This is a genomic window from Siminovitchia sediminis, assembly GCF_042680885.1.
GTDB classification, from domain to species: Bacteria; Bacillota; Bacilli; order Bacillales; family Bacillaceae_C; genus Siminovitchia; species Siminovitchia sediminis.
In genome coordinates, this window is sequence record NZ_JBHUEO010000006.1 from 1 (window position 1) to 12,819 (window position 12,819).

Annotated in this window: 11 protein-coding genes; all 11 read left to right on the top strand. The window is 36.9% G+C overall.

The window, feature by feature from the left end; all coding sequences use genetic code 11:
• Positions 1–148 precede the first annotated feature (148 nt).
• Complete coding sequence (locus tag ACFSCZ_RS04155) at positions 149–1,396, top strand: glycosyltransferase (RefSeq protein WP_380772499.1); 1,248 nt, start codon at positions 149–151, stop codon at positions 1,394–1,396.
• Positions 1,362–2,561: a glycosyltransferase gene (locus tag ACFSCZ_RS04160; protein ID WP_380772500.1), complete on the top strand. Its 1,200-nt coding sequence runs from the start codon at positions 1,362–1,364 to the stop codon at positions 2,559–2,561. Before ACFSCZ_RS04155 ends, ACFSCZ_RS04160 begins: the two co-directional genes overlap by 35 nt.
• A gap of 37 nt (positions 2,562–2,598) precedes the next feature.
• Positions 2,599–3,789 (top strand): glycosyltransferase, encoded by a 1,191-nt coding sequence (locus ACFSCZ_RS04165; RefSeq protein WP_380772501.1) that lies wholly within the window; start codon positions 2,599–2,601, stop codon positions 3,787–3,789.
• 15 nt (positions 3,790–3,804) lie between these two features.
• A complete protein-coding gene (locus ACFSCZ_RS04170; RefSeq protein ID WP_380772503.1) occupies positions 3,805–5,586 on the top strand; it encodes an ABC transporter ATP-binding protein in 1,782 nt (593 codons plus the stop codon).
• A 127-nt stretch (positions 5,587–5,713) separates the two neighbouring features.
• Positions 5,714–6,877: an acyltransferase family protein gene (locus ACFSCZ_RS04175; protein WP_380772504.1), complete on the top strand. Its 1,164-nt coding sequence runs from the start codon at positions 5,714–5,716 to the stop codon at positions 6,875–6,877.
• A gap of 18 nt (positions 6,878–6,895) precedes the next feature.
• Positions 6,896–7,894 (top strand): glycosyltransferase family 2 protein, encoded by a 999-nt coding sequence (locus ACFSCZ_RS04180; protein WP_380772505.1) that lies wholly within the window; start codon positions 6,896–6,898, stop codon positions 7,892–7,894.
• 61 nt (positions 7,895–7,955) lie between these two features.
• A complete protein-coding gene (rfbA, locus tag ACFSCZ_RS04185; protein ID WP_380772506.1) occupies positions 7,956–8,858 on the top strand; it encodes a glucose-1-phosphate thymidylyltransferase RfbA in 903 nt (300 codons plus the stop codon).
• 12 nt (positions 8,859–8,870) lie between these two features.
• On the top strand, positions 8,871–9,443 hold the full coding sequence (rfbC, locus tag ACFSCZ_RS04190) for a dTDP-4-dehydrorhamnose 3,5-epimerase (protein WP_380772507.1): 573 nt from the start codon (positions 8,871–8,873) through the stop codon (positions 9,441–9,443).
• 43 nt (positions 9,444–9,486) lie between these two features.
• Positions 9,487–10,527, top strand: coding sequence for an NAD-dependent epimerase/dehydratase family protein (locus ACFSCZ_RS04195; protein ID WP_380772508.1), 1,041 nt, complete (start codon positions 9,487–9,489; stop codon positions 10,525–10,527).
• 43 nt (positions 10,528–10,570) lie between these two features.
• The gene (locus ACFSCZ_RS04200; RefSeq protein WP_380772509.1) at positions 10,571–11,734 is read left to right on the top strand and encodes an SAF domain-containing protein; all 1,164 of its coding nucleotides are present in this window, start codon (positions 10,571–10,573) and stop codon (positions 11,732–11,734) included.
• A gap of 110 nt (positions 11,735–11,844) precedes the next feature.
• Entirely contained in the window at positions 11,845–12,804 is a 960-nt protein-coding gene (locus tag ACFSCZ_RS04205) for a metallophosphoesterase (RefSeq protein WP_380772526.1), read from the top strand.
• Positions 12,805–12,819 lie beyond the last annotated feature (15 nt).

Below are 12,819 nucleotides of genomic sequence, written 5' to 3' on the forward strand. Positions count from 1 at the left end.
TAGGTTTTTGGGTGTGTAGTAACTTCAATTATCCTTAGAATTCAGGGGGTGGCAATTTTTTTGCTTATAAAGCCCGCTATAAAGACATTCTATAGCCTATTTAATATAAAAGTTTTGACAATACGAAGTGAAATTGGAAGGTGACAGAATGAAAAAAAATCTTCTATTTGTTATAGATTCCCTGGAATGTGCCGGAGCGGAAAAAAGCTTAGTCACATTGTTATCTATGTTGGATTATCATAAATACCAAGTAGATTTAATGCTCTTTGGTCATGGGGGGGCACTGGAAGAATTGGTACCGATAGAGGTCAACATTCTGCCGCCGCTTGAATATACAAAATTTTCAAAGTTAACAGCCAAAGATGCCTTGATAGATTCAATAAGAAATTTAAATGTTGATTTATTGGCAGCCAGGATGAAATACTCCCTGGCTATTCGGAGAAATCGATACAGCAATCCACAAAAGGCAAAGATTTTCTGGCAAAGTACGGCTAAAGTAATAAAGGTGCACCCAAAAACATATGATGTGGCTATTGCCTATGCGCAGGGTATTCCTACATTTTATGTAGCTGAAAAGGTCAAAGCAAAAAAAAAGTTTGCCTGGGTTAATGTCAGTTATCGTCTGCAAGAGGAAGATATAATTTTCCAAAATTATTTTTACGAACAATTTGAGCGAATTGTTGCTGTTTCTGAATCTGCCAAGGAGGTTTTTACAGAAACATTTCCGGATTTTTCAGAGAAAATGAGTGTTATTTATGATATTAATCACCCAAGACTCATCTCTGATATGGCAAAAATAGGAGAAAGCTATGATGATCAATTTACAGGTATACGTATTTTGACAATAGGAAGGCTGGCGAATCAAAAGGGGTATGACTTTGCAATAGAAGCTTGTAAGATGCTTGTGGAAAAGGGAATACACTTCAGGTGGTATGCACTGGGAAAAGGTCCTCTGGAACAAGAACTCAGAAAAAAAATAAATCTTTACAGCCTAGAAGATCATTTTATTTTATTGGGAGTAAAACCAAATCCATATCCATATATTCAAGATGCTGACATTTACGTTCAAACTTCACGGTTCGAAGGGTTTGGTCTTGCTATTGCTGAAGCCCGCATTCTTAACAAGCCTGTTGTCACAACCAGGTTTGATGCTGTATATAATCAAATGATTAACGAGAAAAATGGGCTGGTAGTGGATATGGAGTCAAAAGCAGTTTATGAAGGAATCCTTCGTTTGATCGAGGATACCCGACTGAGAAATAATATTAGGAAATATCTCCGTTCAGAAAAAAAAGGAAATATAGAGGAAATTGATAAGTTTTACCGGTTAATAGATTCATATCGGGGAAGTGATGTGCCGAATGAAAAAGAAAAGTATCTTATTCATGTTGATTAACATGAACATCGGGGGTACAGAAAAGGCTTTGCTGAATATGCTAGAAGAGTTGCCCCGGGATCAGTTTGATATTACGATCCTTATGCTAGAAAGATATGGCGGCTTTCTAGGTTCAATTCCAAAGGATGTAAAAGTTGAATATCTGGATGGATACGACAAGATCAAAGGGTTGATTCATAACCCTATACATAGGACATCATTAAAATTTGTTAAAAAAGGAAATTTCATGAAAGCATCGATCATGGCAGTTCTTTATTTCATCTCGAAGCTCAGGAAAGAACAAACTGTACTCTATAAATACGCCTTGCGTGAACACCCTCCTATAGCGAAAAAGTACGAAATTGCAGTAGCTTATGCTGGTCCAATGGACTTCATAAGCTATTTTATCGTACATAAAGTGAATGCTGAAAAAAAAATTCAATGGATTCATTTTGATATATGCAAAATTGGATTTAATTTACAGTTTGCCAAAAAACATTACAAACATTATGATCAAATCTTTACTGTTTCCAAGGAGGGAAAAAAAAAGCTGCTTAAAAAACTGCCGTATATTAAAGAAAAAACCTTCGAATTTCCAAATGCCATTTCATCAGAAAAAATACAGAAACTGGCCGAGAGCGGAAAAGGCTTTGAAGATGAGTTTGACGGCTTCAGAATTCTGACCGTAGGCAGACTAAGCAAAGAAAAAGGGCAGGATATAATTATTCCTGTTTTAGCCAGGCTAAAAGAAGCAGGGTTCCGTGTAAGGTGGTACTGCATTGGTGAGGGTAGTGCGCGGCGCAAATATGAACAAATTATAAAAGAATATCAATTAGAAGAGGACCTGGTGCTTCTTGGCTCCAAATCCAATCCATATCCATATATGAAACAGTGCGATCTTTATGTCCAGACCTCCAGGCATGAAGGATATTGTATTACTTTGGCAGAGGCGCGATGCTTTGATAACCCGATTATCACAACAAACTTTACTGGTGCAGCTGAACAGATTACGAATGAAGAAACTGGAATTATAACCTTGTTTAATGAGGACGCATTGTTTGAATCAGTATGCAGAATCATAGAAAACGATTGTTTAAGGAATAAGTTAAAGTCCAATTTACAGAAGGCAGCAAAGGAAGCTTCAAAATGCGGAAATCTCCGAAAGTTAACTGAATTCTTGTCTTGAGTAATTTACTTTATAAGATCGAATTGAGGGAAGCCTGATGAAGAAAAAGGTTCTGTTCATGCTGACAAGTATGAATGTAGGAGGAGTAGAGAAATCATTGCTTTCACTCCTGTCTGCTCTTTCAAAAGAAGAATATGAAGTAACCGTTTTGCTTTTGGAAAAGAAAGGCGGGTTTCTTGAATTTATTCCAACATGGGTACGAGTGGAAGAAGCCAACTGGTTTAAAGAAATAAAGCCTGTCATTCTGCAGCCTCCTCAGAAGACCGTTAAAGATTTATTACATAATAAAAAGATCATAAAACTGATCACTTTTATTCCAACTTACTTCATATCTAAACATTTTGATAACAGGTATCTATATTACAAGTCAGTAATGAAAGAAATACCCCAAAATGATGAGAGATACGATGTAGCTGTTGCTTATCAAGGGCCAACAGATATTATCGATTATTATATTTTAAACAAGGTGGAAGCTAAGCGGAAAATTTCTTGGGTCCATTTTGATGTATCTAAACACAAAGTGAATAAGAAGCTATATGCAAAGTTATACGGTGATTTTAATCAAGTATACACTGTATCAGTTGCTGCTAAACAAAGTTTGGTGAAAGCAATTCCTGATATTAAAAATAAAACTGCCATATATAAAAATCACGTTCAACAAGACCTGATAAAAACTTTAGCCAAAAAACACGTTGATTTTGACGAAGACTTTCAGGGAACCAGGATTGTTACTGTAGGCAGATTGTCCCTGGAGAAAGGCCAGGATTTAGCGATTAGGGTTCTGGCTAAGTTAAGAAGCGAAGGTTATGAAGTCAGGTGGTATTGTATTGGTGAAGGGAATGCCAGAACAGAATACGAAAGATTGATTGCCAAATATAAGATGCGAGAAAATTTCCTTTTATTGGGGGAAAAGACAAATCCCTATCCTTATATCCTACGGTCAGATATATATGTTCAACCTTCGAGGCATGAGGGATATTGTCTGACATTGGCAGAAGCAAAATGCTTGCAGAAGCCGATTGTAACAACAAACTTCTCTGGAGCTTATGAACAAATAGACAATGGGCATAATGGATATATCGTAAATACTGACATCGATCAGTTGTATGGTAAAATCAAACTTCTTTTAGATCATCAAATACAACAAGAAAAGTTTAGGTTAAATCTGGCTTTACAAGCATTAAAACCAGAAGTGAGAGTTCATAAACAGATAAACCAAGTCATATAAAAGGTGTGAAAAGGTTTGAAAGAATCTATTCGAAAATTACTATTATTGTTTAATAAAAGAGAGAAAAGAAAATTAGTCATTCTATTCCTTATGATGATCATTGCCGCGGTTTTGGAAACAGCAGGAATAGGGTTAATTGTACCTTTGGTAGGTATTATTACGAACCCCGATGTTATTCAGGAACAGGCTATCCTTTCATACGTCTATAATTTTTTTGATTTTCAATCCCCGACCATTTTTATGGTGTTTGCTGTAGGTACATTGCTTGTTATTTTTCTTATTAAGAATGTTTACCTATTGCTTTTTTATTACGCACAATACCGGGTCATATTAAATCAGCAGGTGAAATTGTCCCGAAGGCTTTTTCAAGAATATCTAACAAAACCATACACCTTCCATTTACAGCGTAATACGGCGGACCTGCTTCGAAATGTTAATTCAGAAGTTCCCAAGGTATTTCAAGGAATTATTATATCCGGCTTCCAATTGTTCACAGAAATTCTGGTGATTATTTGTATTTCTGTTTTATTGGTGATAACAGCGCCTTTAGCAACCTTAACAGCTTCCATTCTTCTGGGTGGAAGTGTTTTATTGTTTTTTAAGTTATTTCGAAAAAAAATCAGCCACTTGGGGAAAGAACAGCAAATCGTGAGCGGAACCTTGATTAAATGGGTAAATCAAGGACTGGGAGCGAGCAAAGAAGTAAAAGTGTCTGGAAAGGAAAAATTTTTTGTTGATGCCTATACAAAGCAAAGTTTAATTAAGGCAGGTAATAGCAGATATTTAAAAATGCTGGATCAAGTACCAAGATTATTTATTGAAACATTATTAGTTTCTGTTGTGTTAATTACAATGTTGGTTATTATTTTTCAAGGAACCGGTGCATCACAACTAATTTCAACAATGGCATTATTTGCAATGGCCGCCTTCAGGTTGATGCCCTCCATAAATCGGGTGGTTGCCATGATTACTGCGATCCGGGTAAGCGAACCGGCGTTAGCAGTTGTCTATGAGGACATCTTTGATATAAAGGATCTCAATCAAGGTAAGAATAGTGATTCTGATCTCAAATTGGATCATGTCCATAATGGAAAAAGAACATTTACTGATTCTATAAGTTTAAAAAACGTGTCATTTAAATATCCAGGCCAAACTATTTATGCAGTGCAAGATATATCCTTAACAATTCCCATCGGACAATCAGCAGCTTTTATAGGTGAGTCCGGAGCAGGAAAAACAACGATTGTAGACATTATCCTTGGATTATTTAAACCTGAAAGCGGCGAGATACTTATTGATGGACGCAGCTTGGAAGAACAAAAGAATGTGTGGCAGAGAAAAATCGGTTATATCCCGCAATCTATTTTTCTGTCAGATGATACCATCCGGGGAAATGTAGCTTTCGGAGTTTCCGAAGATCGAATTGATGATGAAGAAGTGTGGAGGGCTTTAGATCAGGCACAATTAAAAGAATTTGTCAAAAGCCTTCCGGATCAGCTTGAAACTACCGTAGGTGAACGCGGTGTAAGGCTTTCAGGGGGACAGCGGCAACGGATTGGGATAGCAAGAGCATTGTATCATAACCCGGAAATATTGTTTATGGATGAAGCTACCTCTGCTTTGGATAGTGAAACGGAAAAGGAAATCATGAGAGCGATAGACGGTTTGAAGGGGGAAAAAACCCTCATTATTATTGCCCATCGGTTAAGTACGATTGAAAACTGTGATGTTGTGTTTAGAATCCATGAGGGTATGTTGGAGAGTATGGATAGAAAGCAAAGACAATCGGTTATTTAATGAACATAGCTTGTAATTCAGAGGAACCTTGAGATGAAACTACAGGGAATCAGCAGTTTTAATAACGATCAGCATGAATGGCAGTAATATTCTCTAATCTCCAATCTAAATAAAGGGGTCTTTAAGAATGAATAAACGAATTGAACAATTAGATTCATTGCGTGGGCTGGCAGCTTTGACAGTAGTAATGAATCATTTACCGCTATCAGCGATGGGGTTACCGATCCTTGTACTAGGTGTGTTTAGGTGGACCGGGATCAATTATGGCCATGGTGCAGTGATGTTATTTTTTGTGTTAAGCGGTTTTGTTCTTTCTTTGCCTTTCTTAAAGAAAAAAGGAGTTGACTATTTTCCCTATGTGATCAAAAGATTTTTTAGAATATATGTCCCTTATATATTTGGTATTGCTCTCGCAATCGTACTTTCACAAATATTCTATCAAGAACAACCTGATGTTGGCAGCTATGAAAACATGCTTTGGATAACAGCTGTAAGCAAAGACCTTATTATAGAGCATCTTTATTTTTTGGGTAATATTCACTCTAATGCGTTCAATGGGGTGATTTGGTCCTTGATTCATGAATTAAGAATATCATTGATTTTTCCGTTTATTGTACTACTTATTTTGCGTTTAAATTGGAAAGTCAACTTGATCATGTGCATGTGCTTATCAGGTATATCAGGACTTAATAATATATTTACCTTTCAGGATTCAAATGGAAACTATCTAACTTATTTCCATTCCATTCACTATATTTCTCTCTTTATTTTGGGAGGTTTGCTTGCAAAGCATAGAAAGGTAATTATAGATGTTTACAAGGAGTTAAATTACTCCTTTAAATGGTTAATTTTAATCGCTTCATACCTTGTATATAACTTCTCTGAACTTGTAATTGGAAAAGTATACGAAATTACAGGTTTTGGAATCATTTCTACCTATTTCTTTATCATTTTAGAGTATGGTGTGGCAATAGGAGCGCTTGGGTTTATGATCAGTGCTATGGGTTCTTCTCGAGTACAAAAATTTCTTATGGCTAAGCCAATCGTGTTTTTTGGAAAGATCTCCTATAGCCTTTATTTATATCACTTGCCGGTAATATTGGTTTTGATATACGTGCTGCATGAGGTACTTCCGCTCTGGGTGATCAGTATATTAGCTTTTCCCATTATTATAGGGGTATCGGCAGTTGCTTGGTTTTTAATAGAAAAACCAAGCATAAAAATTGGAAGAATCCTTGCCGGCTATGTCAAAAACAAACAAATCTTAATTAGTTCTAAAAAAACAGCATAATTTTTAAAGAGGTGGATGATGAGAACTATAGAGATTAGCATTATTGTTCCTGTATATAACCTTGAAAACCTATTACCCAGATGTGTCGAATCCATATTGGCCCAAACATTTAAAAACTTCGAATTAATTCTTGTCAATGACGGGTCAACAGATCAAAGTGGAGAACTCTGTGAAAAATATGCAGAAAAAGATTTGAGGGTAAAAGTTATTCATAAGGAAAATGGTGGGGTTGCGTCCTCAAGAAATGCGGGGCTGGCAGCAGCCAAAGGCAGATATATCGGTTTTGTTGATAACGATGATTGTATTAACAAAAACATGTTTGAAATATTATACAAAAATTTATTGAAATATGATTCTGATATTGCAATATGTGAAGTCTGTAAGGTTAATGAAGGTGAACTTATTGATATTGAAAACTTTCATACACAATATAAAGTACAACAGTTTAATAACATTGAAGCGTTAAACTACTATTACTTAAATACAAACGATGCTACCTTTATTTATCCATGGAATAAATTATACAAAAGGGATTTATTCGAAAACTTACAATATGAAGTCGGAAATATATATGATGACGAAACAGTAGCACATCATCTATTTTATACTAGTAACAAAATTATCTACGTTCGTTCTGAGTTATATTACTATGTTCAAAGAAAGGGCAGCCAAATCAATTCTCCATTTAGCATAAAGAAATTTGGCAGAATTTATGCTCTTAAAAACAGGGAAGTCTTTTTTAGGAAGAAAAAAGAACATGAATTACACCAAAAAGCACTCAAACATTATATGGATACTTTTTTTTGGTACTACTATACAGCTAAGTCTTCATTAAAAGGGATCGATCATGAATTAAAACAACTCAAACGGACATTTGACAAGAGCTGTTTTCACCTATTGCAACATAAAGAACTTAGCTGGAAGCAAAAGTTGATGTGTGTTCTTTTTAGCATCAGTCCCAATCTTTTTGAATTTGTAAAGGAAGCTGGAAATAAAAAAACGCAATCAAATATGTAAACAAGAAAAAGTATCTATTTATGTGATAGATGCTTTTTTGGTTAGCTAAGGGGGATTAATGATGAAAGGGATTATCTTAGCTGGAGGAAGCGGAACAAGATTATATCCTTTGACAAGGTCGATATCAAAGCAACTATTGCCGGTTTATGATAAGCCGATGATTTACTATCCGTTATCGGTTCTCATGTTAGCCGGTATTAGAGATGTCCTCATCATTTCTACACCAACGGATGTTCCAAGGTTTGAACAATTATTAGGAGATGGCTCAGAGTTTGGAATCCGTCTTTCGTATGCCATTCAGGAGGAACCGCGTGGGTTAGCCGAGGCATTTATGATTGGTGAGAATTTTATCGGCAGCGATGATGTTTCCTTAATATTAGGTGACAATGTTTTTTATGGCCATGAATTCATCTCTCTTCTTGAGCGAGTAAGTAAGCAGTTAAGTGGAGCAACCATCTTTGGCTACAATGTAAACGATCCGGAGAGATTTGGTGTTGTTGAATTTGATAAAAACAGAAAAGTATTATCCATTGAAGAAAAGCCAATCCAGCCAAAGTCCAACTTTGCTATTACGGGCTTATATTTTTTTGATAATCAAGTAGTTGATATTGCCAAAGCAGTTGAACCATCTCAACGCGGTGAATTGGAGATTACGGATATCTTGAAAGAGTACGTAAATAGAGGTCAATTACATGTGGAATTATTAGGAAGAGGTTTTGCCTGGCTGGATACAGGTACTCACGAATCCTTGCTGGAAGCCTCTCAATTTATTGAGATTATAGAAAAACGTACCTTGCTTAAAGTAGCCTGCCTGGAAGAAATTGCATTTAATCGTGGGTATATTTCCGCTAGGCAACTACTAGAACTTGCAGAGCCTTTAAAGAAAAGTGAATATGGGAAATATTTACTTCGTTTAGTAGAAATGAACACAAACAAAATGGATATGGAAGTTTTAGTGAACTAGGGGGAACAGGTAATGAATGTTTTTGACACAGAGTTAAAAGAGGTAAAGGTAATTGAACCAACAGTGTTTCAAGATCATCGGGGTTTTTTCATGGAGAGCTATCACGCTAAAAAATTTAAGGGGCATGGATTAGGTTATGATTTTGTTCAAGATAATCACTCCTTATCACTGGAAAAAAACGTAATTCGCGGTCTTCACTACCAACTTGGTCCATATGCTCAGACGAAACTGGTACGAGTGATCACTGGAGCTATCTTTGATGTTGCAGTAGATATCCGGAAAGGTTCCCCTACCTATGGAAAATGGGTCGGGGTAACGTTGAGCGCAAAAAATCATCGTATGCTTCTCGTTCCCAAGGGTTTTGCTCACGGATTTTGCACATTAACAGTAAATACCCATGTTCAATATAAAGTGGATGCCTACTATTCAGCTGAAAATGATCGAGGGATTTTATGGAATGATCCGGTTCTTTCCATAGATTGGCCTGTTAGTGCACCAATTCTATCCGATAAGGATCAAAAACAGCCGCTATTAAAAGATGCGGAGATTCATTTTCAGTATAAAGCAGATGCAGCGCTTTTGTAATTTTGTGTAAGTATCATTCAATTTTTATAAAGTGGAGGGAAATATGAAAAGTATTCTTGTTACAGGTGCAGGAGGGTATATAGGAAGCGTTCTTGTACCTAAATTATTGGATAAAGGGTATGCAGTAACAGCAGTAGATCGTTTCTTTTTTGGGATGGATAAACTGAAGCCTCATCCAATGTTGACAATTGTAAATGAGGATTGCCGGCTTTTAAAAGAAGAACATTTTATTGGTATTGATGCTGTGATAGATTTAGTGGCCATATCCAATGATCCCAGTGGAGAATTATTTCAAGAAATTACATTTGAAATCAATCATGTTGCACGGGTAAATACAGCTTCTTTAGCAAAGAAAATGGGGGTAGGTCGCTATATTCTGCCATCGTCCTGCAGTATTTATGGATTTCAGGATAAAGATATTATAGTGGATGAAACGGCAGCAACTAACCCATTGACTATTTATGCAAAAGCCAATGAGAGAGCTGAGCAAGGTTCTCTCGTGTTGGCAGATGAGCAATTTACAGTTGTTGTCATGAGGCAGGCGACAGTATATGGCTATTCTCCGAGAATGAGATTTGATTTGGCAATCAACGGAATGGCTTATGGTGCATGGAAAAATGGAGTCATTCCGCTTATGCGTGATGGTTCGCAGTGGCGGCCCATGGTGCATGTGGAAGATACGACAGATGTGATGCTTTTATTGCTTGAGGCAGACGCTCATGTTGTAAATAAAGAAATTATCAATGTGGGTTCCAACAGGAATAATTACCAGTTAGAAGGCTTGGCAAAAGAGATCGCGAATGCATTGCCAATTTCTGTGGACATTGAATGGTATGGTGATCCTGATCACCGTTCGTACCGAGTGAATTTTGATAAAGCAGAAAGAATGTTAAGTTGGAAAGCTAAATATACTGCAGCGGACGGTGCCTCCCAAATTTATCAGAAGCTTGTTAATGGAAGGCTGGAGAAAACAGATCAAACGATCACTTTACACTGGTATAAGCGGATTATTCAATCCCCTGGCTTGGTTAAGGAAAACAAATATGAGGATATTTTTACACTGCCTATGGATAGCCTTAAATAATGGCAAAAATAATCTTTTAAGCTGATAAACTGGAGGTAAAATTGTGAATCATAGAACAAGAATAGGTATTGTAGGAACGGGTTTAATTGGTAAGGGCATTGCGATAGAAGTTGTAAAACAGCAAGATATTGAATTGGCTAAGGTATTAACCCGAAGGGATCTGAACAGTATGGGTGAATATCCTTTCCAGGATGTCCTCACCAATTCCGCTGATGATTTTTTTGAACATATTGACGTGATGGTTGAATGTACAGGTGATGTGATTTATGGTACCGAAGTGATTGACCGAGCCATCAAAGCGACCATACCTGTCATAACTATGAACGCAGAATTACAAGTGACGACGGGTTCATATTTTGCCAAGAGGGGCTTTATAACAGAAGCTGAAGGCGACCAGCCTGGATGTTTGGCATCATTACATGAAAATGTAACTGCCATGGGGTTCAAGCCATTGGTATACGGAAATATTAAAGGGTTTTTGAATACAGATCCTAGTATGGAAGACATGAAATATTGGTCCAATAAAAATGGTGTACGTCTTGATATGACGACTTCTTTTACAGACGGGACAAAAGTTCAGGTTGAACAGGCTTTGGTGGCTAATGGATTGGGTGTCGGAATTGCCGTTGACGGTCTATTGGCACCCAGTTCGGATGATATTAATAAAGCAGGCGCTCATTTGGCTGAAGAAGCAAAAAAGGCAGGGTACCCTATTTGCGAATTTGTTGTAGCACCAAAAGCGCCTCCAGGGGTTTTCATCACTGCTGAGCATGATGTCCGCCAAAAAGATGCCCTCAGATATTTTAAAATGGGGGAAGGTCCATATTATACCATTCTACAAAACTTTCATCTCTGCCACCTGGAAGTGATGAAAACGATCAGAAGAGTAATAAACGAAGAGAAAATCCTGTTAAATAATAGTGTAAATCCTACTGTAAGCGTTGCAGCTATTGCAAAGAGGGCGTTGAAAATAGGTGAGAAAATTGATAAAGGTATCGGAAGCTTCCAGGTTAGAGGGGAAGCTGTGGATATCAAAGCTAATCCTCATCATGTGCCTATCGGTCTGCTTGTAAATGCAGTGTTGAAAAAAGGGATTGCTGAAGGGGAAATGATTACATTTGATGACGTGGAACTGCCGGAAAGTTTGGCTTTACAAGCATGGATAGAAACAATAGAAGCAGTTAATAAAGTATCGGTTGGCAATTAGGAATTGGGAGTGAAAGGATATACAAGATTTTATCTCTTGAAAAGTCAGTCAGACGAATACAATGTCCGGCTGGCTAATCTGTTTAAAAGGTTGATTACTTTGTGAAAAAGATGATGCTGATGATGTTGTTAATACTTATTGGACTGGTCATCTATATATTATGGGATAACAATCGTATTGTAGTAAGGAAGGAAAATATCGTGTTAGACCATCTCCCTGAGCAACTGCAAGGTTTTTCTATTCTTCAAATTTCCGACTTGCATGAAAAAGAGTTTGGAAAAAATAACAAACGGCTTATTGAACAGATTAATTCACTTGAATATGATGCGATTGTTTTTACTGGAGACATGTTAGATGGAGCGGAAAGTGATAATTATGAGTATTTTTATTCGCTTATAGAAGGAATTCATAATAAAGAATTAGCATTGTTTGTCTATGGAAACTCAGATCCTCCGAGCTATCAGACGGCCCCTGTATTTGAAAAAAGTGAATTTATCAGAGGAATGGAAAAAAGAGGAGTTCAATTCTTAGAAACAATAGAAACCTTGGAAGTTGATAAAGCTAAAATACACTTTATTAATTTTGAATGGGCAATCATAACTAACCCTGAATATATTGGCAGAGTGAATGGTACATATCGTCCAAGTTACCATCGGCATGATAAATACCTGGATTATCAGGGGGGCTTGTGGGATAAAACCAAAAACATTGAAGACATAGTCTCTTCAGATGTCACGGTAGCTTTAAATCATTTTCCAATAGCAGAGCCACGAGTGGATTATATTCAATCGGATCCAAATACAGAGTGGAGGAATTTTGATCTCATTTTATCCGGCCATTACCATGGTGGACAAATTCGTCTTCCTTTTGTCGGCGCCCTTTATATCCCCGAACCTTGGTATGAGCCAAACAGCTTCTATCCTCCTCAAGATCGCGTAAAAGGGCTGTGGAAATATAAAACGACATTTCATTATGTAAGTGCTGGATTGGGAAGCAGTGATGCCATTTCTTTTCTAGAATTTCGGTTGTTTAATCCGCCGGAGATGAACTTGCTGAAGTTAACACGTTAATTTCTTACTATAATT

Excerpts from the sequence above, each read along its gene's own strand:
- ACFSCZ_RS04155 (WP_380772499.1), top strand. The coding sequence starts at position 149 with ATGAAAAAAAATCTTCTATTTGTTATAGATTCCCTGGAATGTGCCGGA.
- ACFSCZ_RS04160 (WP_380772500.1), top strand. The coding sequence starts at position 1,362 with ATGAAAAAGAAAAGTATCTTATTCATGTTGATTAACATGAACATCGGG.
- ACFSCZ_RS04165 (WP_380772501.1), top strand. The coding sequence starts at position 2,599 with ATGAAGAAAAAGGTTCTGTTCATGCTGACAAGTATGAATGTAGGAGGA.
- ACFSCZ_RS04175 (WP_380772504.1), top strand. The coding sequence starts at position 5,714 with ATGAATAAACGAATTGAACAATTAGATTCATTGCGTGGGCTGGCAGCT.
- ACFSCZ_RS04180 (WP_380772505.1), top strand. The coding sequence starts at position 6,896 with ATGAGAACTATAGAGATTAGCATTATTGTTCCTGTATATAACCTTGAA.
- rfbA (WP_380772506.1), top strand. The coding sequence starts at position 7,956 with ATGAAAGGGATTATCTTAGCTGGAGGAAGCGGAACAAGATTATATCCT.
- rfbC (WP_380772507.1), top strand. The coding sequence starts at position 8,871 with ATGAATGTTTTTGACACAGAGTTAAAAGAGGTAAAGGTAATTGAACCA.
- ACFSCZ_RS04195 (WP_380772508.1), top strand. The coding sequence starts at position 9,487 with ATGAAAAGTATTCTTGTTACAGGTGCAGGAGGGTATATAGGAAGCGTT.
- ACFSCZ_RS04205 (WP_380772526.1), top strand. The coding sequence starts at position 11,845 with ATGATGCTGATGATGTTGTTAATACTTATTGGACTGGTCATCTATATA.